Here is a 23,426-nt window from a genome sequence, read left to right on the forward strand (position 1 = left end):
ACTCACAGCTTCGGCGCAATCTCTTCGGTCCAGATCCGTTCCCGCTGCTCCTGCGTCATGTGGCAGGCGGCCCAGTGCTGGCTGCCGACCTCGGTCAGCTCGGGGCGGACCGTGCGGGTGACGTTGTCCTTGGGGACGTCCGCGTACGAGCAGCGCGGGTTGAAGGCGCAGCCCGACGGGATGTTGATCAGCGAGGGCGGGGAGCCCTTGACCGGGATCAGCCGCTCGGTCTGCTCACGGTCAAGACGCGGCATGGAACCCAGCAGACCCCACGTGTACGGGTGCCTGGGCTCGTAGAAGACCTTCTCGGCCGGGCCCCGCTCGATGCAGCGGCCGCCGTACATCACCAGGATGTCGTCGGAGAGCTCGGCGACGACGCCCAGGTCGTGGGTGATGATGATGACCGCGGAGCCGAACTCCTGCTGCAGGTCCCGGATGAGGTCGAGGATCTGCGCCTGGACGGTCACGTCCAGGGCGGTCGTCGGCTCGTCCGCGATCAGCAGCTCGGGGTTGTTGACCAGCGACATCGCGATCATCGCGCGCTGGCGCATACCGCCGGAGAACTCGTGCGGATAGCTGTCGACCCGCTTGTCGGGCTGGGGGATGCCGACCCGGTCGAGCATCTCGACGGCACGCCTGCGCGCCACCTTCTTGTCGACCTTGTGGTGGATCCGGTACGCCTCCACGATCTGCTGGCCGATCGTGTAGTACGGGTGCAGCGCCGACAGCGGGTCCTGGAAGATCATCGCCATCTCGCGGCCACGCAGCTTGCGCACGTAGTCGGGGTCGGCGGAGAGCAGTTCCGTGCCGTCGAGCCAGATCTCGCCGGAGATCTGCGCCTTGCGCTTGCCGTACTGGCCCGCGGTGTGCAGGCCCATGATGCCGAGCGAGGTCACCGACTTGCCGGAGCCCGACTCGCCCACGATGCCGAGGGTCTTGCCCTTCTCCAGCGTGAAGCTGAGCCCGTCGACGGACTTGACCAGGCCGTCGTCGGTCGGGAAGTGCACCTTCAGGTCGCGGACTTCGAGGAAGGCGGAGGGGGCGGGCGAGTCCTTGACGGGCTCGCCCACCGCGGCTCCACTCTTGCTGAGTTCGGTCATGAGAGCCTCACGCGGGGGTCGATCACGGCGTACAGCAGGTCCACCAGGAGGTTCGCGACGATCACCGCGAGCGAGGTGATCAGCGTGACGCCCAGGATGACGGGCAGGTCCTTGTCGCTGATCGCCTTGAGAACCGCCTGCCCGAGACCGGGAAGGCTGAACGTGGTCTCGGTGAGGATCGCGCCGCCGATCAGGGCGCCGAGGTCCATGCCGAGCATGGTGAGGATCGGCGTCATGGTGGACCGCATCGCGTGCTTGCCGATGACGACGGGTTCGCGCAGGCCCTTGGCGCGGGCCGTGCGGATGTAGTCCTCGCCCAGGACCTCCAGCATGGTGGCTCTGGTGATCCGGGCGTACATCGCCGCGTAGAGGAAGGCCAGCGTGACCCAGGGCAGGATCATGCCGCCGAACCAGCCGGTGAAGCTCTCCTCGATGGGTACGTACTGGGCGTCGATCCAGCCCAGTCCGTAACTGAAGATCGCGAGCGACAGCAGGCCGGTGAAGTAGATGGGGAGCGAGACGCCGCCGAGGGCGACGATCATCGCGCCACGGTCCCAGAGGGAACCGCGCTTGAGCGCGGAGAGCACGCCCGCCGCGACACCGAAGATCAGCCACAGGAAGGCGGCACCGAGCGCGAGAGCCAGGGTCACTGGGAAGCGGTCGGTGAGCACCGGCCAGATGGCCTGCTCATTACGGAAGGAGTAGCCGAAGCAGGGCGCCGCGCAGTTCGTCACGTCGCCGCCGGCCGCGTAGGTGCGCCCGACGAAGAGGCCTTTGAAGAACTCCCAGACCTGGACGAAGATCGGGTCGGCCAGACCGAGCTTCTGCCGCACGGCCTCGATCGCCGCGGGGTCGGCCTGCTTGCCCACGAACATCGTGGCCGGGTCCACGCCCGCCCAGCGGGGGACGAGGAAGAAGATGCCGAAGACCACCAGAATGATGACCACCAGCATCACTGCGGCGGCGAAGAGCCGCCTGATGAGGTATGCGAGCACTGCTCTCGGCCCGGCGGCGGTGCCGCGGGCCACCGGAGGTTGTCCGGTGGCCCGCGGGTCACGCCGCGCCGGCCTTCACCTGCCTTTCGTGCCGTATGGCGGGTGCGCCGGTCGGTGTTACTTCTTCAGGCCGAGGTTCACGAAGTCGTACTGACCGCTGTAGTTGTCGGTCGTGTAGACGTTCGCGAGCCGGCTGGAGCGCCAGTTGATGAACTTCTCGAAGACGAAGGGCAGGTAGTACGCGCCCTCCGAGACCTTGTGGTTGATCTCCGTGGAGATCTCGACCTTCTTCGCCTCGTCGAGCTCCTTGACGTAGTCGTCGAAGAGACCGTCGATCGACTTGTCCTTGATCAGGGCGAAGTTGTTGTTGCCGCTCTCGAGGATGTACTTGCTGTCCCACAGCGGCATGCCGTAGCCCTGGACGGTCGGGAAGTCCGGACCCCAGCCCATGATGATGATGCCGTAGCCCTTCTTCTTCACGTTCTCGGGGCTACCGATGATGCCGGTGGTCTGGGCACCGTCGAACTGGTCGATGTCGACGGTGATGCCGACCTTCTTCAGCGAGGCCTGGAGGGACTCGGCCGTTGCGACCTCGACCGGCTTGTTGTTACGGACCGCGATGGTGGTCTTGAAGCCGTTCGGCTGACCGCAGGCCTTGAGCTCTTCCTTGGCCTTGGCGACGTTGCCGTTCTTGTTCGTCGTGGCCGACTCGTACGGGTCGTACTTCTGGCCCTCGGAACCGGGGACGGACGGCGGCAGCATGTTGGTGCCGATGTCGCCACCGGCGACCGGGCCACCGCGAGCGGTCTGCAGCGACTCGTGGTCGGCGCCGTAGATCACGGCCTTGCGGCAGTGCACGTTGTCGAACGGCTTGACGCTCTGCGGGAAGACCGCGTAGCGGATGTAGCCGGAGACCGGGTTGTCCAGGTTGGCCTTGTGCTGCTTCAGGGCGGTGGTGCGGCCCTGCGGGGACAGACCGGTCTGGCCGATGTCCAGGTCGTAGTCGCCGTTGATCAGACGCTGGTCCATGTCATTGGCGTTGGTGAACAGCGTCAGCGAGATCTTGTCCGGGTACGCCTTGCGGATCGGGTCCGAGGACTGCTTCCAGTTCTCGTTGCGGACCAGGACCAGCTTCTTGTTCGGCGTGTACGACTGGAACTTGTACGGGCCGGAGGAGAAGGGCTTCAGGCCGTACTTCGACTTGGTGTCCTTGTCCTGGCGGACCGGGGACGCCGAAGCCAGGCCGAGGATGTCCTCGAAGTCCGAGTTGGCCTCGGGCAGCTTGAAGATGATGGTCTTGTCGTCCGGCGTCTCGATCGCCTTCAGACCGAGCTTGTCCTTGGACGTGTCCTTGTACGGGCCCTTGTACTCGCCCTTGGGGTCGAGCACGTCCTTCAGGTAGACCGGACCGCCGGACAGGACGTCCTGCGCCCAGACGCGCTCGATGCCGTACTTGACGTCCTTGGAGGTGATGGGCTTGCCATCCTCCCAGGTGACCCCGTCACGCAGCGTGTACGTGTAGGTCTTGCCGTCGTCGGAGATCTTCGCCGTGCTGGTGGCGAGGTCCGGGGTGACCTCGGCGCCCTTGGCTCCGGGCTCCGCCTTGCCGGTCACCAGCGTGCGGCTGTAGTACCGCATGAAGTTCCAGGCGAAGCCGTAGTAGCCGCGCGTGGTGTCCCACGAGTCGGCGTCCTGGGCGCCGGCGAACTTCAGCTCGCCGCCCTTCTTGGCGAGGGAGGCCTGGGCGACCTTGTTGTTGGCTGCGTTGAAGCCGGCCGCGCCGTTCTTCGAGCCGCCGTCGTCGTCGCTGCCGCCGCCGCCGCACGCCGCCGTGGACAGCAGCGCAGCGACCACGGCTGCGGCGGCCGCGGCCTGCTTGCGCCGCCCTGTGGTGCGTTGGGTACTCACTCGGATCCTCCGATTTGTAGCGGCCCGTCGACAGATGACGGGGCCCTGGGGGTACGGCAGTTCAGCGGGAACCCTTCGGGTCGAGCGCATCGCGTACGCCGTCGCCGAAGAGGTTGAAGGAGAGCACGGTGATGAAGATCGCTACACCCGGGATCACCATGTACATGGGGTCCGAGTCGTAGTAGTCGATCGCGGAGGAGAGCATCTGTCCCCAGGAGGCGGTGGGCGGCTTGACGCCCACGCCCAGGAAGCTGAGCGCCGCCTCGGTGAGGATGTTGGTCGGGATCATCATCGTCGTGTACACGATGATGGGCGCGACGAGGTTGGGCAGCAGCTCCTTGAACAGGATGTAGAACCGCCCGGCCCCGAGGCTGCGCGCGGCCTCCACGTACTCGCGCTCACGCAGGGACAGCGTCTGACCGCGCACCACGCGTCCCACATAGGGCCAGCCGAAGAAGCCGATCACCAGGATCATGACGAACAGGCGCACGCCCGTACCCGTCAGACCCAGCATCTCGTTCGGCATGACCGAGACCAGCGCGATGATGAAGAGCAGCTGCGGGAAGGCCAGCAGGCCGTCCATCACGCGGCTGATGAGGGCGTCGACCCAGCCGCCGAAGTAGCCGGCGAGAACGCCGAGCACGGTACCGAGCACCACGGCCACCAGGGCCGACAGGAAGCCGACGAGCAGCGAGATGCGGGCGCCGTAGACGATCCGGGCGAAGATGTCGCGGCCGCTGACCGGTTCGACGCCGAGAAGGTGGTCTCCGCTGATTCCACCGAAGGACCCGGTGGGGGTCGAGAAGAGCGGATCGATCAGGTCCTCGTGGTGGGTCTCGGGGTCCTGCCCGACCAGGTTCGTGATCACGGGAGCGAGCAGCGCGATCGCGATCAGCACGAGGACGATGACGCCGCCCGTCAGGGCGAGCTTGTCCCGCTTCAGGCGCTCCCAGGCGATGCGGCCGAGGGAACGACCCTGTACCGCCTTCGCCTCGGCGGAGCCGGCTACGAGCGCCGCCTCCTCGGCCGCGCTCGGGGCGGCTTCGGCCGTCGGCTCGTGCAATGGTGCCGTCATCGTGGCAGGGACCCCTCTCAACCGGCGGTAGCCGGCCCACACTTGCCGCTGTAGCGGCGTGATCAGTCCGTCGTACACGGGGGCGAAACCCCCTGGACCGGGAGTCTTCAACGCCTCGGCGATCTGTTGCCAGACCTGACGGTGAATGGATGCGCAAACGTGATGCTGTCAGGAGGGTTCCGTTATCCGAACGCCGGGTAACGGGGGTCGGACGCGGGAGTTTTGGTACGAAAGGGGCCTCGCAGCCCATTTACCCGCGTAGATCTGGACATACCGCCCGCCCGTGATGCGGGAGGTGAAGCCGGTGCTCCACGGGTTGGACTCGACCGGACCCGGATCGTCTCAGGTGCTTCGCCCGGGTACTTCGACCCGATCGTCTCAGGTGCTTCGATTCGTCTCAGTAGGTGCCCGGGAATCCGTATCCGCCGGCCGCCGGCGCCTGGGCGGGCGCCGCGTGGGCCTCACGATCGTAGAACGGCCGTGCGTTGATCCGCAGCCACAGGGCCACCGGGTCGTACTCGTCGGACATCGCGACCGTCGACACCGGCAGGCCGTCCGGCACCGCGCTGATGGACTGCTGCATCATCGCCCGCACCGAGTCCACGGCGGGCGGGCTGGTGTCGTACACATCGAGCCCGATGGCGAGGTACGGCGCCCCGAGCGCGGGCTGCACCCAGGCGCGGCGGAGCGATCTGACGGCGGTGGTCCGGTGCGCGTTCTGCGTGAGCAGGGCGTAGAACTGCGGGATCTCGATGCCCGGCTCGGACAGCCGCAGCGGGCCCGCGGGCTGCCGCTCCAGGCCGGTCGCGATCCGGCGAAGATCCAGCCAGGGGATGCCGACGCCGCCGCCCGGCGCGTGCGGGTTCAGCCAGAGGCCGAAGTGGTCGGGGTAGAGGGTGCGGGCCACGTCGAGCCCGTCGACCACCTCGTACGAGCGGTTCCAGCCGCTCGCCGAGAGCTCCTGGGCGGAGGTCACACAGGGCGCGTAGCCGAAGCCGTCGACCTCCATGTTCCCGTACTGGGCGTCGGGCGAGCCCGCCTGGCCGTGCCAGAGCAGCATCCAGACCTGGCCGGACGACGGGGTCGCGAGAGCGCGCAACAGCGCCTCGTAGGCGTCGTAACGCCCGGGCGTCACTTGGCGCAGCATGTGCTCGACCTGCCCGGCCGCGGCCGTGCCCGACGCGCTCACCTTCTACCGCCCCTTCGTGACATCCCTGACATACGGGTCCATTCGACGGGGCGTCGTGCTCACTTGAACATGGCACCACCCCGACCGAGCCATGAAACCAGCTTAAGTGGCGATCCCGACAGCACCGTTGCGCTCCGCTTGGAAAGCTGTTGAGAGCTCGGGACTTTCCGTTCGCTGCAGCCTGCGGGTTGTGTGTGGCTGAGCGCGCCGTTCCCCGCGCCCCTTCGGGGCGCCTAGTGGGCCCGGGTGTAGAACGGCCGTACCTGGGCCCGTAGCCAGTCGCCCACCGGGTCCTGGGCCACGTCCAGGAAGACGAGGTTCACCGGGTGTGGCACGGGGACCTGGCCGAGGGCCCGGCCCACGGCGTCCAGGGGGAGGGTGCGGGCGTCGTCGTGCCAGTGGGCCAGCTCGACGCCGACGAACATCACGGGGTCGGCGCCCTCGATGCTCGCCAGACAGCGGCGGGCGCTCAGGACGACACCGGTCGCGGCGAACTCGGCGGAGGCGGCGGCCAGGAAGTCCACCGGGTCGTGCTGCCAGTCCGGCTGGAAGAGCCGCACCCGGCCGCCGCTCGCCGACCCGTCCAGCTCTGTACGCCCGGCCCGGCACAGCTCGGCCACGGCGAGCGGCGGCACAGGTACCCCGACCGTGCCGTCCGGGTTCACCACGATGCCCACCTGGGGCGGCAGACCGCGCGCGAACTCGACGGCGGGCGCCACCGTGTACGACATGTGGTCGCCGACGACCTGGCGGAACTGCTGCTCCGAGGAGAAGACCGGCACGAACGCCTGGCCGCCGAACTCCATCGTGGGCAGGTCGAGCGGACCGCTGTGCGGGCCGCCGCCCTCGGGCAGCGGCACCCAGATGAAGCTGCGGCCCATGACCTCCACGATCCGGGCCCCCGCCGAAGGCGACGGCGCCGCGCCGAGGGAGGCGGCCAGTACCTCCTCCAACTCGTTGCCGGGCCAGCCGACATGGGGGTGTGGGTGCGCTTGCACCGGAATGTCGTGTGCCGGGAAGTCCATCTCTCTACCGCCTGCTCGAACCGCCGTCTGCGGCTGTCGAGATTACGCGTACGCGCCGTCACGCGCGGCGGTCCGTCCGGTCACCGGGGCCTCAGTCGCCGAAGTCGACCCGCCGCAGCACGTCCGCCGCGGCCCGGTCGATGAGCACCGCCGAACCGCAGCCCTCCGGCAGGTCGCCCTTCTCCACGGAACGCAGCAGCCGGCCGAACGCGCCGCGGTGCCGCGCGAACGCGTACCGAGAGACGCCGCGGCCCCGCTCGCGCTGGCCGTCCAGGGCGGTACCCGGGTCCACGTCGAGCAGCAGCAGGTGCAGGGCGCCGCCGCGCCGCCGGGCGTCCCGGGCCAGCCAGCTGCGCACCCAGGCCTGCGTCCCGCAGTCGTGCACCACGACCCCCTCGCCGGACCGCAGGGCCCGGCGCAGGCCCGCGTAGTGCGCGGCACGGACCAGGGGCCGGTAGACCGCGTACGGCAGGAAGCGGGCGAGGCGGCCGTCCCAGCGGTCGCGGGTGTCCTGGGAGTCGATGCGGCGGCCCGTCACCGCCCGGCGCATCAGGGTCGACTTGCCGCTGCCGGGCAGGCCCGTGACCACCACCAGGTCGGACGTGCCGAAGCGCAGGCCGTGCGGGCTGTGTCCCGCGCGCTCCCGCAGATCGCGGACGACGGGCGCCGGAAGCGGGCCGCACGCCTCCCCGGCCGGGGCAGTGGGCTGCTTGGGCAGCGCGATGGCCGCGCTCGTGGCGTACGCCGTGGTCCTGTTCACCCTGATCGTCCTCCCCATGGGGTCGGGAGACCCATCCCCGTCGAGTGTAAAGAGAAGGTAATGCGCTGGTCCCCTCATTTCTGTTCCCGTCCTGCCACAGCCCCGTCACAGATCACTGTGGATGCCTGTGGACTCTGTGCGGACGCCGTGGGGCCCGGCCGCGACGCCGTGCACCGCCCCCTCGCGAAGAGTCCCCTGCCGCGCCGCTCCGATGCGTGCAATGATGTGCCCGCCAACTGCATACCGGCCGCTTGAATCCGCGCGGGAGAGTTCCGGACACGTTTGTGTACGTGGTCCGGGCGCCGAAGGAGCAAGTCCCTCCCTTGAATCTCTCAGGCACCGTTACCGCGCGGGCGAGGCACATCTGAAAAGCGGGTCTTCTCCCTGTCGCCAGGGCGTCGGCTCCACCCAAGGTGCAAGTCAGTGACCGTCCCGTTCGACCGGGGGTCACGGCGAACCTCTCAGGTTCCGATGACAGATGGGGAGGAACGACCTCGCCGTCATGCCTTGGGAGCCCCACCGTGAGCAGTAACGCCCCCGTTGAACCGCGCCATACGGCGCTCGACGCCCTCCATCGTTCGCTCGGCGCGACGATGACCGATTTCGCCGGCTGGGACATGCCCCTGCGATACGGCTCCGAGCGCGACGAGCACCTCGCCGTACGGACGAAGGCCGGTCTCTTCGACCTCTCCCACATGGGCGAGATCACCGTGACCGGGCCCCAGGCGGCCGCGCTGCTCGACTTCGCGCTGGTCGGCAACATCGGGGGCGTGAAGCCCGGCCGGGCCCGGTACACCATGATCTGCCGGGCCGACGGCGGCATCCTCGACGACCTGATCGTCTACCGGCTCGCGGAGACCACGTACATGGTCGTCGCCAACGCCTCCAACGCCCAGACCGTCCTGGACGCGCTCGTGGAGCGGGCCGGGGGCTTCGACGCCGAGGTCCGCGACGACCGTGACGCGTACGCCCTGCTCGCGATCCAGGGACCCGAGTCCCCCGGCATCCTCAAGTCCCTCACCGACGCCGACCTGGACGGCCTGAAGTACTACGCCGGCCTGCCCGGCACGGTCGCGGGCGTCCCGGCGCTGATCGCGCGCACCGGCTACACCGGCGAGGACGGCTTCGAGCTGTTCGTGGCCCCGGCCGACGCCGAGAAGCTGTGGCAGGCGCTGACCGACGCGGGCACCCCGGTCGGGCTCGTCCCCTGCGGCCTCTCCTGCCGGGACACCCTGCGCCTGGAGGCGGGCATGCCGCTGTACGGGCATGAGCTGAGCACCGCGCTCACCCCGTTCGACGCGGGGCTCGGCCGGGTCGTGAAGTTCGAGAAGGAGGGCGACTTCGTGGGGCGCGAGGCGCTGACGGAGGCCGCCGCCCGGGCCGAGTCGCAGCCCCCGCGCGTTCTCGTCGGCCTGATCGCCGAGGGCCGCCGCGTGCCGCGCGCCGGCTACCCGGTCGTCGCCGACGGCAAGGTCGTCGGCGAGGTCACCTCCGGCGCGCCCTCACCCACCCTGGGAAAGCCGATCGCGATGGCGTACGTCGACGCCGCGCACTCCGCACCCGGCACGCCCGGTGTCGGCGTGGACATCCGGGGCAGCCACGAGCCGTACGAGGTCGTGGCGCTGCCGTTCTACAAGCGCCAGAAGTAGACCCTGGTACGGCGAGCGCCGGACCGTGAACCCCGGTCCGCGAGCGTCATGAAGTGACCCTGAGCACATCAGCCCAGGTCACCCCCAGTCCCCCTGCATCAGCACTCCCCCGCGTACAGGAGAATTCAGGCCATGAGCAACCCCCAGCAGCTGCGCTACAGCAAGGAGCACGAGTGGCTGTCGGGCGCCGAGGACGGCGTCTCGACGGTCGGCATCACGGAGCACGCGGCCAACGCGCTCGGCGATGTGGTGTATGTCCAGCTCCCGGAGGTCGGTGACACGGTGACCGCGGGCGAGACCTGCGGCGAGCTGGAGTCGACCAAGTCGGTGAGCGATCTGTACTCGCCCGTCTCCGGTGAGATCACCGAGATCAACCAGGACGTCGTGGACGACCCCGCGCTGGTGAACACCGCCCCGTTCGAGGGTGGCTGGCTGTTCAAGGTGCGTGTCGCGGAGGAGCCGAAGGACCTGCTCTCCGCGGACGAGTACACCGAATTCTCCGGCAGCTAAGGACTCCTGACCGATGTCGCTTCTGAACCAGTCCCTCCACGAGCTCGACCCGGACGTCGCCGCCGCCGTCGACGCCGAGCTGAACCGTCAGCAGTCCACCCTCGAAATGATCGCCTCGGAGAACTTCGCCCCCGTCGCGGTCATGGAGGCCCAGGGCTCGGTCCTCACCAACAAGTACGCCGAGGGCTACCCGGGCCGCCGCTACTACGGCGGCTGCGAGCACGTCGACGTCGCCGAGCAGATCGCCATCGACCGGGTCAAGGAGCTGTTCGGCGCCGAGTACGCCAACGTCCAGCCCCACTCGGGCGCCTCCGCCAACCAGGCCGCGCTCTTCGCGCTGGCCCAGCCCGGCGACACCATCCTCGGCCTGGACCTGGCCCACGGCGGCCACCTGACCCACGGGATGCGGCTCAACTTCTCCGGCAAGCAGTTCAACGTGGTCGCCTACCACGTGGACGAGGCCGGCCTGGTCGACATGGCCGAGGTCGAGCGGCTCGCCAAGGAGCACCGCCCGAAGGTGATCATCGCGGGCTGGTCGGCGTACCCGCGGCAGCTGGACTTCGCCGAGTTCCGCCGCATCGCGGACGAGGTCGAGGCCTTCCTGTGGGTCGACATGGCGCACTTCGCGGGTCTGGTCGCGGCCGGACTCCACCCGAACCCGGTGGAGCACGCGGACGTGGTCACCTCCACCACCCACAAGACGCTGGGCGGGCCCCGCGGCGGCATCATCCTCGCCAAGAAGGCCTTCGCGAAGAAGCTCAACTCGTCCGTGTTCCCGGGCTTCCAGGGCGGTCCCCTGGAGCACGTGATCGCGGCCAAGGCGGTCTCCTTCAAGGTCGCGGCCTCGGAGGACTTCAAGGAGCGTCAGCGCCGTACGGTCGAGGGCGCACGGATCCTCGCCGAGCGGCTCACCGCGCCCGACACCCGCGCGGCCGGCGTGAACGTCCTCTCCGGCGGCACGGACGTCCACCTGATCCTCGTCGACCTGCGCGACTCGGAGCTGGACGGCCAGCAGGCCGAGGACCGCCTCCACGAGGTCGGCATCACGGTCAACCGCAACGCCGTCCCGAACGACCCGCGCCCGCCCATGGTCACCTCCGGCCTGCGGATCGGCACGCCCGCCCTCGCCACCCGCGGCTTCACCGCCGAGGACTTCGCCGAGGTCGCGGACGTCATCGCCGAGGCGCTGAAGGCCCCCGCGACCTTCGGGGAGGCCGACGCGCAGGCGCTGAAGGCCCGGGTGTCCGCACTGGCGGAGAAGCACCCGCTGTACCCCGGTCTGGGCCAGTAGTCCCGTTTCACCGGGGCACCGCGCACACTGGGAGGTGTGCGCGGTGCCCCGTCCGCCCGACACCCACCACCACCGCCCCGGTCGCGGCGCTTCGCGCCTTTCGTTCTTCTGCACCACCCCCGCTTTGAGGAGTCCCCGTGGCCATCTCGGTCTTCGACCTGTTCTCGATCGGCATCGGCCCGTCCAGCTCCCACACGGTCGGCCCGATGCGCGCCGCGCGGATGTTCGCCCGCCGGCTGCGCACCGAGGACGTCCTGTCCTCCGTGACCTCGGTACGCGCCGAGCTGTACGGCTCACTGGGCGCGACCGGACACGGCCACGGCACCCCCAAGGCGGTGCTGCTCGGCCTGGAGGGCGCCTCACCGCGCACGGTGGACGTGGAGGGCGCCGACGACCGGGTGGAGGGCATCAAGTCCTCGGGGCGGATCAACCTGCTCGACGAGCACGAGATCGACTTCTCCTTCGACGACGATCTGGTCCTGCACCGCCGCAAGACCCTGCCGTACCACGCGAACGGCATGACGCTGTGGGCGTACGACGCCTCGGGCGCCGAGCTGCTGTCGAAGACGTACTACTCGGTCGGCGGCGGGTTCGTCGTCGACGAGGACGCGGTGGGCGCGGACCGCATCAAGCTGGACGACACGGTCCTCAAGTACCCCTTCCGCACGGGCGACGAGCTGCTGCGCCTCACCCGCGAGACGGGCCTGTCGATCTCCGCCCTGATGCTGGAGAACGAGCGGGCCTGGCGCACCGAGGACGAGATCCGCGACGGACTCATCGCCATCTGGCGGGTGATGCAGGCGTGCGTCTCGCGCGGCATGTCCCGCGAGGGCATCCTGCCGGGCGGCCTCAGGGTCCGCCGCCGCGCGGCCATGTCGGCCCGCCAACTGCGCGCGGAGGGCGACCCGTTGGCCCACGCGATGGAGTGGATCACGCTGTACGCGATGGCGGTGAACGAGGAGAACGCGGCGGGCGGCCGCGTCGTGACCGCCCCGACGAACGGCGCGGCCGGCATCATCCCGGCGGTCCTGCACTACTACATCAACTTCGTGCCCGGCGCCGACGAGGAGGGCGTGGTCCGCTTCATGCTCGCGGCCGGCGCGATCGGCATGCTCTTCAAGGAGAACGCCTCCATCTCCGGCGCCGAGGTCGGCTGCCAGGGCGAGGTCGGCTCGGCCTGCTCGATGGCGGCGGGCGCTCTGGCCGAGGTCCTCGGCGGCTCCCCCGAACAGGTCGAGAACGCCGCGGAGATCGGCATGGAGCACAACCTCGGCCTCACCTGCGACCCGGTCGGCGGCCTCGTCCAGATCCCCTGCATCGAACGCAACGGCATGGCCGCGGTCAAGGCCGTCACGGCGGCCAGGATGGCCATGCGCGGCGACGGCTCCCACAAGGTGTCCCTCGACAAGGTCATCAAGACGATGAAGGAAACGGGCGCGGACATGAGCGTCAAGTACAAGGAGACGGCGCGGGGCGGGCTGGCGGTCAACATCATCGAGTGCTGAGAGACCGGGCCGGGCGGCGGTGGAGCGACCACGTTCACCGGCGCCCACTTCACCGGCGCCTACTTCACCGGGCCGCTGAGCAGTCCGCCGACGTAGTACTTCTGCAGCAGCAGGTAGATGACGACGCAGGGGACGATGGTCACCGCGACGCCGGCTTGGAGGACCCCCCAGTCGACGCTTCCGAGGTTGCCGCTGGCGAGGACGCCGAGGCTGACCGGAAGAGTGAACTTCTCCTGCTCGGTGACGAGGATCAGCGCCGCGAAGAACTCGTTCCAGCAGGCGAAGAAGGTGAGCAGGGCGGTGGTGATGACGCCCGGCGCGGCGACCGGCAGAACGACGCGGAACATCGCCTTCAGGATGCCGCAGCCGTCGATCAGCGCGGCCTCTTCGAGTTCACGGGGGACGGCCGCGAAGGAGTTGCGCATCAGGAACAGCCCGAAGGGGAGCTGGAAGGTGGTGTAGACGGCGGCCAGTCCGAGCAGCGAGTTCTGGAGGCCGAGGTTGTTGAGGAGCAGGTAGAGCGGGGTGATGACCGCCTGGAAGGGGACCATGAAGGTGGCGAGGGCGGCGAAGAAGAGGACGTTGCTGCCGGGGAAGCGCAGTCGCGCGAACCCGTAGCCCGCGACGGTGCTGAGGACCACCGTCGCCAGTGTGGCGCCGAGGGACACCAGCAGGCTGTTGCCGGCGCTGGCCACGATGTCGATCCCCGTGTCACCGCCGAGGGCCCGGAAGTTGTCCAGGGACAGCTCGTGCGGATAGAGGGTGGGCGGCGCGGCGGCGGCCTCGCCCGGTGTCTTGAGGCTCTGCGAGAACATCACGTACATCGGGTAGAGGAACAGCACGGCCAGGGCGGCGCAGACCGCCCACCAGGCGGCGCGCGGCAGCGACTGCCGGATGGCGGCCACCAGGTTCTTGGAGTCCGTCCCCACCGGCCTTCTCTCCAGGTCTCGGCTCTTCGTGCTGCGCGTGCTCACGATTCGGGTCCTCATTGGTCGGAAGAGCGCAACAGCAGCAGCTGCACCGCGCTGACCGCGACGAGCACGATCATCAGCAGGGCGGACAGGGCCGAGCCGTAGCCGAGCTGGAACTTGATGAAGGACGTGCGGTAGATCTCGTACACCGCGGTGATCGTCGAGTTCGACGGGCCGCCGCCGGTCATGACGTAGAACTGGTCGAAGGCGAGCAGCGAACCGGCGACGGAGAAGACCAGGACCAGGGCCAGCGTCGGGCGCAGCAGCGGAAGGACGACGTAGCGGAAGGTCTGCAGGCGGCTCGCGCCGTCGATTCTGGCGGCCTCCTCCACCTCGGTGGGGATCGACTGGAGCCCGGTCAGCAGCAGAAGCATCTGCAGACCGACGACTTTCCAGGTCACCATGCCGATGACCACGAGCATCGCGGACGTCGATCCGGCGAACCAGTTGGTCGTACGGCTGCCGAGACCGAGGTGGTCGGCGAGGTCCCCGGCCGGACCGATGTCGGACTGGAACATGAACAGCCACAGGAAGGCCGACGAGGCGAGACCGACCACGACCGGCACGAAGTACACGGCCTGGAAGAAGCGGGCACCGCGGTGCTTCCGGCGGACCAGCAGGGCCATCGCGAGTCCGAGGACGAACAGCACAGGCGTGGTGATGAGCGTGTACTCGACCGTGAAGATCACGGCGGTGCGGAACTCGGTGTCGTGCAGGGCGTCGCGATAGTTCTCCAGACCCGTGAAGCGGCGTTCTCCCAGCAGCGGCCAGTCGTGGAGCGACATCCACAGCATCATGACGAGCGGGACGAAGAAGAAGAGCGTGATCATCGCCAGGGCGGGCGCGGTCATCGCGACACCGGCCAGCCGACGCCGCCCGGCCCGGGACAGTGTCCGCCGGCGGACGGCGTTCGCCGCGGCCGCCGGTCCCGGGGAAGGGAGTTGACGGCGCCCGCGGTGGCGGTCTCCGCTCATGGCGCGTCGTCGATGATGGACTGGGCGGCCTTCTGCCCTTCCTCCTGTGCCTGGGCGATGTCGCCGTCGAAGACGGCCCGGTTGATCATCTTGACCCAGGGCCCGTTGCTGTCGTTGAACAGCGCGTTCTCGACCGTGCTGTACGGCGTACGGCCCTTCTCCATCGCCTCGCCCAGCACCTTGTACCGGGGATCGAGCGGAGTGTAGATCTTGTCGATCAGATCGGTGCGTACCGGAACGATGCCGTTGTCCGCGAGGACCGTCTGGGCCTGCTCGCCTGTCGCCCACCGGACGAACTCCTGTGCCTGCGCCTTGTTCTTCGCGCTCTTGGTGACGGCGATCTCGTCACCGCCCGCGAAGGAGGACGAGCCGCCGTTCCTGCCGGGCAGCGGAGCGACACCGAAGTCGACCTTTTCGTCCTGCTTGAGGACCTGCACGAAGAAGGCTCCGAGCGGGGTCATGCCCAGCTTGCCGCTCTGGAACGCGGCGGGCTGGTTGGTTCCCGCATCGGTCCTGGACTGGGCCGGCATCGTGCCGTCGGTGTACAGCGTCCGGTAGAAGGTGAGGGCGTCGGTCACCTCGGCTGTGTCGAACAGTGCCTTCTTTCCGTCGGCGGTGAGCACATCGCCGCCGCTGGCCCAGATGTGCGGCGTGAACTCGAAGACCTGGCAGCCGCCGCACTGTCCGGCGATGGCGTACCCGTAGGTGCCGTTGCCCAGCGCGCGGATCTTCTTCGCGGCGGAGATGATCTCCGCGTAGTTCGTCGGGGGCTTGTCCGGGTCGAGACCGGCCTTCCTGAACAGACCTTTGTTGTAGAAGAGGACGGACGCCTCGGCGGTGAACGGCAGCGCGTACGTACGGCCGTTGTACTCGGCGAGCCTGCGGTGGGCCGCGCTCAGGTCGTCCTTGTACGGCAGTTCGTTCTCCAGCTCCGTGATGTCGTCCAGTACCCCGGTGGAGGCGAAGTACGGCAGATACACGAGGTCGATGGAGGCGACGTCGGGTCCGGAGCCGCCCGCGGCCGCGGTGCCGAACTTCTGGACGAAGTTGGCCTGGGGGACGACGGTCACCTTCACCTTCGTGGCGTGGTCCTTGTTCCAGGCGTCCGCGACGAGGTTGATGAAGCCCTTCTGGCTGTCGCGGGCCCACAGGGTGATGGTTCCCGAGTCGGAACCCGAGTCCGGGCCCGAGCCACCGCACGCGGTGGCGAGCAGCGCCACGGACGTCAGCAGCACACCCGCTGCCCTTGCTCTTCTGGTTCTCATGACTAGCGGTCCTTAAGAGGCGGTGGGTCGCCTTCAGCTGGTGGGCAGCCAGACGCGCATGCTGCCGTCCTCGCGGTTGGCCCAGGCGTAGTAGGGGATGGCGGTCAGTTCGAGAGGTGCGTCCGTGGGGGTGTTCATGGGAGCTTCCGTGGAGGTGTTCACTCCGTCCCGGGCCTGTGCGGCGTCACCGGTGGCCCGGGCCACGCGGTACGGCCACCAGCCCTGTCCGGCGGGCCGCGCCCGCAGCCGGCCGGTGCCGATCACGGTCGTGACCCCGCCCAGCAGGTCGGGGCGGTGCCGGACGGTCAGTCCCGCGGTGGGGTCGAGCACGATGTCGTCCAGGCCGGGGGCGCCTGGCTGGTCCACCTGCTCCAGGCAGTGGACGAGCGGGCCGCGTTCGACGGCCACACAGCCCCGCACCGCGTCGACCCTGGGGTCGGCTTCGGTGAGCCGCGGCTCCATGCCGAGGTTCAGCACGACCGTGTCGCCGGGCTGCCAGGTGCGGCGGATCCGCAGCCAGCCGTCCTCCGGCGCCTGCTCCTGCTGCTGCTCCTGCTCCTGCTCCTGCTGGGCGGGCGTGCCGCCGATCACCAGCGTGTACTGCTCGCACCACTGCGGCACCCGCATCGACAGGGTCCACTCCCCCGGGCCCGCCTCCTCGACGGTCACCGCGATCCGGCCCTGCCAGGGGTAGTCGGTGTCGACCCGGACCGCGACCAGCCCGCCGCCGGTGAGGCCGCTGTACGAGCCGGTGGCGTACTGGTGCAGTTGCAGACCGTCGGTGTCGGTACTGGCCAGGTAGTGGGGCAGGCTCGCGAGCATCCGCATGACATTGGGCGGGCAGCAGGCGCACGTGAACCACGGGGTGCGGCGCGATCCGATGTCCCCGCCCCGGTACTCGTAACCGTCGCGCACCTGGAGCGGGTTGACGTACAGCCAGCGCAGCCCGTCCAGGGAGACTCCGGAAAGGAAACCGTTGAAGAGCGTCCGCTCGATCAGGTCCGAGTAGCGGGTCTCGCCGGTGAGCAGGGCCATCCGCCAGTTCCACTGGATCGAGGCGACGGCCGCGCAGGTCTCGCAGTAGGCACGCTCGTTGGGCAGTTCGTACGGGTCGCCGAAGTCCTCCGACTCGTGGTGGGCACCGAGGCCACCGGTGAGATGCGTCTTGGTGGTGGTCATCGCCTCCCACAGCCGCTCCATCGCGGTGCGCAGCTGCGGATCGCCGGTCTCGGCGGCCACGTCGGCGACGCCGGCCAGCAGATAGAGCTGGCGTACGACGTGGCCGGTCACGGTCTCGGCCTCCCGCACCGGGACATGGTCCTGGCAGTACGCGGGGCCCGGCGGGACGGCGTGTGCGTCGCCCAGCATGGGGCGCCCGTCGCTCAGCAGGCCGTGTCCGCGCCGGTCGACGAAGTACCCGGCCAGGTCCAGATAGCGCCGCTCGCCGGTCTCCCGGTAGAGCTCCACCAGGGCCGTCTCGATCTCGGGGTGCCCGGGGATGCCGTCGACGGGCTTGCCGGGGCCGAAGGTGTCGTCGATGTGGTCGGCGCAGCGGCGGGCGACGGTGAGCAGATCCTCGCGTCCGGTGGCCCGGTGGTGGGCGACGGCGGCCTGGATGAGGTGGCCCGCGCAGTACAGCTCGTGGCCCCAGCGCAGCTCGACGAAGCGGAGTCCGGGCTTGACCACCTGGTAGTAGCTCTGCAGGTAGCCGTCGTCCTGCTGGGCCTCGGCCAGCAGGCGGATCATCCGGTCCATGTCCTCGGCCTGCGCGAACTCCTCCTTCCGGTCCGTCTCCGCCAGCTGCCAGGAGGCGGCCTCCAGCCACTTGGTCACGTCGGTGTCGAGGAAGGGCAGCTCACCCCGGTACTCGCCGGTCGCCGTTCCGGCGGCCAGCCGGAGGTTGTGCAGATTGCCCACGGAGTCCAGCAGGGCCGGGCCCTGGGGGATGCTCACCTCGGCGTTGACGCGTCGGCGCTCGTACCAGAAACCGCCGGTGACGCGGGCGGATCCGGCCGGACGCAGCGCGACCTGTGCCCGCTCACCGAGCCGGACGGGGCCCGGCACGGGGGTGCGAGCGGGAGTGGGGGCGGGGGGCGGGCCCGGGGGCGGAGTAAGAGACATGGAGGTGCTCCCTGCACAACGGGAAGATCCAGGCTATTTATCTACATTCACCTACAGACTGCTCCGCATCGCCGCGCCGTGCGAGGGCGGACATCCGATGTGCGGGGATCCGGGACAGGGACGTCGACGGAGGCGGCCCGGAAGGTGCGGGGCGACGGAATCCGCAGGTCTCCGTCTCTCGGTGCCGGGTGGCCTTTGGCCGGATATGGTGGGTGGTGCTTACGGAGCGCGACTCGACGGCTGCGAGGTGAGCAACGATGGCACGCCGTGACAAAGCTGTGCTCGAGTCGCCCCATGATCACGAACCCGTGACCGGTCCGGCCACGGCAACGGTGAGCCGACAGGGCATCGTGACGGGTTGGAGCGTGGGCGCACAGCGCCTGCTGGGTCATCCCGCCACGGACATCGTGGGGCGCGATGTCACCGAGCTGCTCGCCGCGGACCCCTCGGACGAGGCCTGGGCGGCGCTGGCCGGGGCGGGGGCCTGGAGCGGGGCAGCCGCCGTCCGCCATCGGGACGGCAGCCGGCTCGATCTCGGCCTGGGCGCCTGTCCGTCACTGGACGGCGAGGGCAAGGCCAACGGGTTCGTCGTGACCTTCGCACCGGAACCGGCCGGGCTCGGGGACCGGGACGAAAACCGGGACGAGTACGGGGAAGGGGAGGCGGACGACCGGGGGATGCTGGAGCGGTCGTTCACCCAGGCCCCGGTCGCTCTGGCCACTTTCGACGCCGAGCTGCGGTACCAGCGGCTCAACGACATCGCGTGCGAGATGCTGGGGACCACGGCGGCGCAGCTGCGCGGACGGCGGTATCCGGACACCGTCTCCGAGAATGTCGCCACCCGGGGGTTCCTGCGGCACCTGCGCCAGGTGGCCGAGACCGGGACACCGACCAGCTACGACAGCCACTTCGGCGGACGTGCCTGGAACATCGAGATGTGGCCGGTCAAGGACCCTTCGGGCCGGGTGTGCGGCGTCAGCACGGCGTCGTTCGACAGCAGCGCACAGCACTGGGCCCAGCAGCGGCTGGCTCTGCTGAACGAGGCCGGCACACGCATCGGCACGACCCTGGACGTGGTGCGCACCGCCGAGGAACTGACCGAGCTGGTGGTGCCGCGGCTCGCCGACTTCGTCAGCGTGGACCTGCTCGACTCGGTCCTCAAGGGCGAGGAACCGACCCGGGAGCCCATTGACGCCGCCGTCGTACTGCGCCGGGTCGCGCACCGGTCCGCCGTGGCGGGCGTCCCCGAGGCCGCCGTCGCCCTGGGCGCGGTCGACACCTACCCGGCGTACTCACCGGCGGCCCGCTGTCTGGCCGCCGGCCGCCCCTTCCTGAGCGGGCTGGAGGATCCCGGCTTCGTCCGGTGGATCGCGGGCGACGACGTCCGGAGCGCGGGTGTCCACCACGCCGGCGTCCACTCGGGCATGGCGGTGCCGCTGCGGGCCCGCGGGATCACGCTCGGTGTGGCCGTCTTCTGGCGACGGCTGCGTCCGGAACCCTTCCAGCCGGACGATCTGGTCCTCGCCGAGGAACTCGCCGGCAGGGCGGCGGTCTGCGTGGACAACGCACGGCGTTACACCCGCGAGTACACCGCCGCGCTGACGCTGCAGCGCAGTCTGCTGCCGAGGGGGCTCCCCGGTCAGGCGGCCGTCGAGGCCGCCTTCCGCTACCTGCCGGCCGGCTCCGAGGCCGGTGCGGGAGGCGACTGGTTCGATGTGATCCCGCTGTCCGGAACCCGGGTCGCCCTGGTCGTCGGCGATGTGGCGGGCCACGGCGTCCGTGCCTCCGCCACCATGGGAAGCCTCCGTACGGCCGTCCGGACCCTCGCCGACGTCGATCTGCCGCCCGACGAACTCCTCACCCACCTCGACGACCTGGTCACCCACCTCACCGCCGACGACGACACGACGGACCGCGATGACGGCACGGCCGCCTCCGACGCCCAGGACGCCGACGGGATCAGCGCCACCTGCCTGTACGCCGTCTACGACCCCGTCTCGCGCCTCTGCACCCTGGCCAGCGCCGGCCACCCCCCGCCGGGCGTCCTCTCCCCCGACGGCACGGTCGCCCTCGTCGACCTCTCCCCAGGGCCCCCGCTGGGCGTGGGCGGCCTGCCCTTCGAGGCCACCGAACTGGAACTGGCCGAAGGCAGCCTGATCGTCCTCTACACCGACGGCCTCGTCGAGGCGCGCGACCGCGACATCGACGCGGGCCTCGACCGGCTGTGCCAGGCCCTGGCCTGCCCGTCCCCTTCGCTGGAGGTCACCTGCGACAGGCTGATCGACGCGTTGCTGCCCTCCGCCGCCGTTCAACCAGGTGCGTCCACTCAAGCCGGTGCGTCCGCTCCAGCGGGTGAGCCCGCTCAAGCCGGTGGGGCCGCTCAAGCCGGTGGGGCCGCTCAAGCGGGTGAGTCCACTCAGTCAGGTGGGGCCGCGTCCTCCTCCGCTCCGGGCCTTCGGCCGGGGGGTTCCCCCTCTCGCTTCGCCCGCCCCGCCGACGATGTCGCCCTGCTCGTCGCGCGCACCCGGGCCCTGCACGCCGACCAGGTCGCCACCTGGGGCCTGCCCGCCGACCCCGAGATCGTCGCCGACACCCGGCTCCAGGCATCCCGCCAGCTCCAGGCCTGGGGACTGGAGGAAGTGGGGTTCGTCACCGAGCTGGTGGTCAGCGAGCTGGTCACCAACGCCATCCGATACGGCGCGGCCCCCATCCAGCTGAGGCTGATCCGCGACCGCACCCTGATCTGCGAGGTCTCCGACGGCAACAGCGCCGCCCCCCACCTGCGCCGCGCCCGCACCTTCGACGAGGGCGGCCGCGGCCTCCTCCTGGTCTCCCAGCTCACCCAGGGCTGGGGCACCCGGCAGACCACCAGCGGCAAGACCATCTGGGCCGAGCAGTTGCTACCGACGGGCCACGCATGAGGAATCCCGTGAACAACGACTCCGCCGCCGGGACAACGCCGAACGGCCGGACCCGCACGCTCGGCCTCGTCTTCCCGCCGGCCGGTGACAACTACACGGCGATGCAGCTGGACTTCGTCGGCCGCGTGGCCGAGACGGCCCAGGCGTACGACTACGACGTGCTGCTCACCACCGGCAGAGAGATCGGCGACCGGCCGTTCCAGCGGATCCTGTCCGGGCACCGGGTGGACGGCCTGATCCTGATGGAGATCCGGCTGGACGACGCCCGGGCCAGGCACCTCATCGAGTTGGGCCGACCGTTCGTCACCATCGGGCAGTCCGGTCTGGAGAAGACCTGGTGGGTGGACGTCGACTGGGTGGCCCTCGGCCGTGCCTGTGTGCGGCACCTGGCCGACCTGGGCCACCGCACGATCGCCTTCGTCAACCGGTCGGAAGAGCTCTTCGAGGCCGGGTACGAGTCCGCGCACCGCGGGCTCGAAGGGTTCAACCAGGGCGTGGCGGAGCTGGGGCTCACCGGACGCGGGTATCTCTGCGGGGACGACGACACCGCGGGCGAGGCATGTCTCGGACGGATCCTGCTGGAGGACCCGGCCACCACCGCGCTGGTGACCATGAACGAGGCGTCGCTGGGGGGCGTCTACCGAGGACTGACCCGTGCGGGTCGTGTCGTGCCGCGTGACTTCTCGGTCGTCGGCCTGGTGTCCGGGCCCTGGGCGGAGACGGTGACTCCGCCGCTCACCGCGGCCGACGAGCCGATCGGCGAGATCAGCCGGGTCGCCGTCGAGCTGTTGCTGGAGCGGCTTGACGAGCCGGGCGCCTCTCCCCGGCACGTCCTGCTGAGACCGCTGATCTCCATCCGCTCCAGTACCGGCCCGCGCCCCTCGGAACCGGGTGACGATTTCTGAGCGGGCTCTCCGCTCGGGGACGGGCCGACGGTGAACATCGTCGAGTGCATGGGGTGGGACGGGCGAAGTGGGGGAAGAGCAAAGGAAGTTGCCCCCCACAGGCACCATCTGCACCCGTCCCCCCACCGCACGGAGGAACCACATGCTGCGCGGCATCGATGTCAGCGCCTATCAGTCGTCCTCGTACAGCACCGAAGGCGTGTCCTTCGTCTTCGTCAAGGCCACCGAGGGCCGCACGTACGTCAATCCGAAGCTGAGCGCGCAGACGAAGCGGGCCCGTGACGCCGGCTGCGTCGTCGGCTTCTACCACTTCCTCTGGCCGGGCAACCTCACGGCCCAGGCCGAGTACTTCGTCGGCAAGGCCCCCGAAAAGGCCGGCGACATCCTCGCCGTCGACTGGGAGACAACGGGCAACGGCACCCACGCGTCCAACGCGGAAAAGGACCGCTTCATCCGCAAGGTGAAGGAACTCCGGCCGAACAACCGGGTCGTGCTCTATTGCAACCGGAATTATTGGCTGACCGTCGACACGACCTCGTATGCCGGTGACGGTCTCTGGATCGCCGACTACGTGACCGCGGGCAAGCCCCGCATCCAGGCGAAGTGGCGCTTCCACCAGTACACGGACGACCCGCTGGACAAGAACGTGGCGCAGTTCGACACCCTCGCCGACCTGCGGGAATGGGCAACACCGTAGGCTGCCGGGCATGGGCGGGACAGTGACTGCGGTCAGCAGCAGCGGTAGGTATTCGTTCTCCAAGCCGAATCGGGACGGCATTACGTTGCTTGCCGGGCTCGGGGTGGAGGGGGACGTGCATGCCGGGGTGACGGTGAAGCATCGGTTCCGGATGGAGAAGGATCCGACTCAGGTGAATCTGCGGCAGGTGCACCTCATTCACGAGGAGTTGTTCGACGAGGTGCGGGAGGCCGGGTTCGAGGTCGCGGCCGGGCAGCTCGGCGAGAACGTCACCACCCGGGGGATCGATCTGCTGGGGCTGCCGACCGGGACGCTGCTGCGGTTCGGGGACGAGGCCGTCGTGGAGGTCACCGGGCTGCGGAATCCCTGCGCGCAGATCGACGGCTTCCAAAAGGGGCTCATGAAGCAGGTCGTGGGGCGGGACGAGGACGGAACCGTCCGGTTCCGGGCCGGGATCATGAGCGTCGTCGTCACGGGTGGCGTGGTGCGGCCCGGTGACCCGGTCGAGGTCGAGTTGCCGGACGGACCGCACCTGCCCCTGCAGATCGTCTGAGCGGGGCGCCGG

General features: G+C 69.6%; 19 protein-coding genes and 1 riboswitch. Of the genes, 8 read left to right on the top strand and 11 right to left on the bottom strand.

The genetic code is table 11. The annotated features are described in order from the left end of the window. Positions 1–2: 2 nt before the first annotated feature. The 7 genes from ACIBEI_RS43235 to ACIBEI_RS43265 all read right to left on the bottom strand — a co-directional run bounded on the left by ACIBEI_RS43235 (position 3) and on the right by ACIBEI_RS43265 (position 8,070). Positions 3–1,100 carry an ABC transporter ATP-binding protein gene (locus ACIBEI_RS43235; RefSeq protein ID WP_398896443.1) on the bottom strand — a complete coding sequence of 366 codons (1,098 nt, stop codon included), beginning with the start codon at positions 1,098–1,100 and terminating at the stop codon, positions 3–5. Next, positions 1,097–2,095: an ABC transporter permease gene (locus tag ACIBEI_RS43240; RefSeq protein WP_143640771.1), complete on the bottom strand. Its 999-nt coding sequence runs from the start codon at positions 2,093–2,095 to the stop codon at positions 1,097–1,099. Before ACIBEI_RS43240 ends, ACIBEI_RS43235 begins: the two co-directional genes overlap by 4 nt. Before the next feature lie 117 nt (positions 2,096–2,212). Further along, on the bottom strand, positions 2,213–4,003 hold the full coding sequence (locus ACIBEI_RS43245) for an ABC transporter substrate-binding protein (protein ID WP_398896445.1): 1,791 nt from the start codon (positions 4,001–4,003) through the stop codon (positions 2,213–2,215). A gap of 61 nt (positions 4,004–4,064) precedes the next feature. Next, positions 4,065–5,078: an ABC transporter permease gene (locus ACIBEI_RS43250; protein ID WP_189843679.1), complete on the bottom strand. Its 1,014-nt coding sequence runs from the start codon at positions 5,076–5,078 to the stop codon at positions 4,065–4,067. Positions 5,079–5,475: 397 nt separating this feature from the next. After that, on the bottom strand, positions 5,476–6,267 hold the full coding sequence (locus ACIBEI_RS43255; RefSeq protein ID WP_398896447.1) for an enhanced serine sensitivity protein SseB C-terminal domain-containing protein: 792 nt from the start codon (positions 6,265–6,267) through the stop codon (positions 5,476–5,478). 233 nt (positions 6,268–6,500) lie between these two features. Further along, a complete protein-coding gene (locus ACIBEI_RS43260) occupies positions 6,501–7,292 on the bottom strand; it encodes an enhanced serine sensitivity protein SseB (RefSeq protein WP_398896449.1) in 792 nt (263 codons plus the stop codon). Positions 7,293–7,383: 91 nt separating this feature from the next. Next, complete coding sequence (locus ACIBEI_RS43265; RefSeq protein WP_189843682.1) at positions 7,384–8,070, bottom strand: AAA family ATPase; 687 nt, start codon at positions 8,068–8,070, stop codon at positions 7,384–7,386. A gap of 234 nt (positions 8,071–8,304) precedes the next feature. Further along, a riboswitch (glycine riboswitch) is annotated at positions 8,305–8,410 on the top strand. A gap of 163 nt (positions 8,411–8,573) precedes the next feature. Here ACIBEI_RS43265 and gcvT point away from each other — a divergent pair. From gcvT to ACIBEI_RS43285, 4 genes are all read left to right on the top strand, one after another. After that, entirely contained in the window at positions 8,574–9,701 is a 1,128-nt protein-coding gene (gene gcvT / locus ACIBEI_RS43270) for a glycine cleavage system aminomethyltransferase GcvT (protein ID WP_398896451.1), read from the top strand. Between the two features lie 132 nt (positions 9,702–9,833). Continuing rightward, positions 9,834–10,211: a glycine cleavage system protein GcvH gene (gcvH, locus tag ACIBEI_RS43275; RefSeq protein ID WP_143640549.1), complete on the top strand. Its 378-nt coding sequence runs from the start codon at positions 9,834–9,836 to the stop codon at positions 10,209–10,211. Positions 10,212–10,224: 13 nt separating this feature from the next. Next, positions 10,225–11,502: a serine hydroxymethyltransferase gene (gene glyA, locus ACIBEI_RS43280; RefSeq protein WP_398896453.1), complete on the top strand. Its 1,278-nt coding sequence runs from the start codon at positions 10,225–10,227 to the stop codon at positions 11,500–11,502. A gap of 137 nt (positions 11,503–11,639) precedes the next feature. Beyond that, on the top strand, positions 11,640–13,007 hold the full coding sequence (locus ACIBEI_RS43285; RefSeq protein ID WP_398896455.1) for an L-serine ammonia-lyase: 1,368 nt from the start codon (positions 11,640–11,642) through the stop codon (positions 13,005–13,007). A 59-nt stretch (positions 13,008–13,066) separates the two neighbouring features. Here the strand turns inward: ACIBEI_RS43285 and ACIBEI_RS43290 are convergent, their stop codons facing one another. From ACIBEI_RS43290 to ACIBEI_RS43305, 4 genes are read right to left on the bottom strand one after another with little or no spacing between them, the layout of a single operon-like run. Beyond that, positions 13,067–13,981 (bottom strand): carbohydrate ABC transporter permease, encoded by a 915-nt coding sequence (locus tag ACIBEI_RS43290; RefSeq protein WP_398896457.1) that lies wholly within the window; start codon positions 13,979–13,981, stop codon positions 13,067–13,069. A gap of 11 nt (positions 13,982–13,992) precedes the next feature. Continuing rightward, positions 13,993–14,952, bottom strand: a complete 960-nt coding sequence (locus ACIBEI_RS43295) for a carbohydrate ABC transporter permease (RefSeq protein WP_398896458.1) — start codon at positions 14,950–14,952, stop codon at positions 13,993–13,995. Further along, positions 14,949–16,217: an ABC transporter substrate-binding protein gene (locus ACIBEI_RS43300; RefSeq protein WP_398896460.1), complete on the bottom strand. Its 1,269-nt coding sequence runs from the start codon at positions 16,215–16,217 to the stop codon at positions 14,949–14,951. Before ACIBEI_RS43300 ends, ACIBEI_RS43295 begins: the two co-directional genes overlap by 4 nt. 33 nt (positions 16,218–16,250) lie before the next feature. Next, positions 16,251–18,338 carry a glycoside hydrolase family 127 protein gene (locus ACIBEI_RS43305; protein ID WP_398896462.1) on the bottom strand — a complete coding sequence of 696 codons (2,088 nt, stop codon included), beginning with the start codon at positions 18,336–18,338 and terminating at the stop codon, positions 16,251–16,253. Positions 18,339–18,595: 257 nt separating this feature from the next. Between ACIBEI_RS43305 and ACIBEI_RS43310 the strand changes: the two genes are divergently transcribed. The 4 genes from ACIBEI_RS43310 to ACIBEI_RS43325 all read left to right on the top strand — a co-directional run bounded on the left by ACIBEI_RS43310 (position 18,596) and on the right by ACIBEI_RS43325 (position 23,414). Next, a complete protein-coding gene (locus ACIBEI_RS43310) occupies positions 18,596–21,259 on the top strand; it encodes a SpoIIE family protein phosphatase (protein WP_398896464.1) in 2,664 nt (887 codons plus the stop codon). An 8-nt stretch (positions 21,260–21,267) separates the two neighbouring features. Beyond that, complete coding sequence (locus ACIBEI_RS43315) at positions 21,268–22,164, top strand: LacI family DNA-binding transcriptional regulator (protein ID WP_398896465.1); 897 nt, start codon at positions 21,268–21,270, stop codon at positions 22,162–22,164. A 142-nt stretch (positions 22,165–22,306) separates the two neighbouring features. Next, the gene (locus ACIBEI_RS43320; protein WP_398896467.1) at positions 22,307–22,861 is read left to right on the top strand and encodes a glycoside hydrolase family 25 protein; all 555 of its coding nucleotides are present in this window, start codon (positions 22,307–22,309) and stop codon (positions 22,859–22,861) included. A 10-nt stretch (positions 22,862–22,871) separates the two neighbouring features. Next, on the top strand, positions 22,872–23,414 hold the full coding sequence (locus tag ACIBEI_RS43325) for an MOSC domain-containing protein (protein WP_398896469.1): 543 nt from the start codon (positions 22,872–22,874) through the stop codon (positions 23,412–23,414). Positions 23,415–23,426: the final 12 nt, after the last annotated feature.

Source organism: Streptomyces sp. NPDC050988, assembly GCF_044456225.1.
Classification (GTDB): Bacteria; Actinomycetota; Actinomycetes; order Streptomycetales; family Streptomycetaceae; genus Streptomyces.

What these genes read in the sequence shown, in the direction of transcription:
- ACIBEI_RS43260 (WP_398896449.1), bottom strand. Translation starts at nt 7,292, where the DNA reads ATGGACTTCCCGGCACACGACATTCCGGTGCAAGCGCACCCACACCCC.
- ACIBEI_RS43305 (WP_398896462.1), bottom strand. Translation starts at nt 18,338, where the DNA reads ATGTCTCTTACTCCGCCCCCGGGCCCGCCCCCCGCCCCCACTCCCGCT.
- ACIBEI_RS43250 (WP_189843679.1), bottom strand. Translation starts at nt 5,078, where the DNA reads ATGACGGCACCATTGCACGAGCCGACGGCCGAAGCCGCCCCGAGCGCG.
- ACIBEI_RS43295 (WP_398896458.1), bottom strand. Translation starts at nt 14,952, where the DNA reads ATGAGCGGAGACCGCCACCGCGGGCGCCGTCAACTCCCTTCCCCGGGA.
- ACIBEI_RS43320 (WP_398896467.1), top strand. Translation starts at nt 22,307, where the DNA reads ATGCTGCGCGGCATCGATGTCAGCGCCTATCAGTCGTCCTCGTACAGC.
- ACIBEI_RS43310 (WP_398896464.1), top strand. Translation starts at nt 18,596, where the DNA reads ATGGCACGCCGTGACAAAGCTGTGCTCGAGTCGCCCCATGATCACGAA.
- ACIBEI_RS43235 (WP_398896443.1), bottom strand. Translation starts at nt 1,100, where the DNA reads ATGACCGAACTCAGCAAGAGTGGAGCCGCGGTGGGCGAGCCCGTCAAG.
- glyA (WP_398896453.1), top strand. Translation starts at nt 10,225, where the DNA reads ATGTCGCTTCTGAACCAGTCCCTCCACGAGCTCGACCCGGACGTCGCC.
- ACIBEI_RS43265 (WP_189843682.1), bottom strand. Translation starts at nt 8,070, where the DNA reads ATGGGGAGGACGATCAGGGTGAACAGGACCACGGCGTACGCCACGAGC.
- gcvH (WP_143640549.1), top strand. Translation starts at nt 9,834, where the DNA reads ATGAGCAACCCCCAGCAGCTGCGCTACAGCAAGGAGCACGAGTGGCTG.
- ACIBEI_RS43325 (WP_398896469.1), top strand. Translation starts at nt 22,872, where the DNA reads ATGGGCGGGACAGTGACTGCGGTCAGCAGCAGCGGTAGGTATTCGTTC.
- ACIBEI_RS43300 (WP_398896460.1), bottom strand. Translation starts at nt 16,217, where the DNA reads ATGAGAACCAGAAGAGCAAGGGCAGCGGGTGTGCTGCTGACGTCCGTG.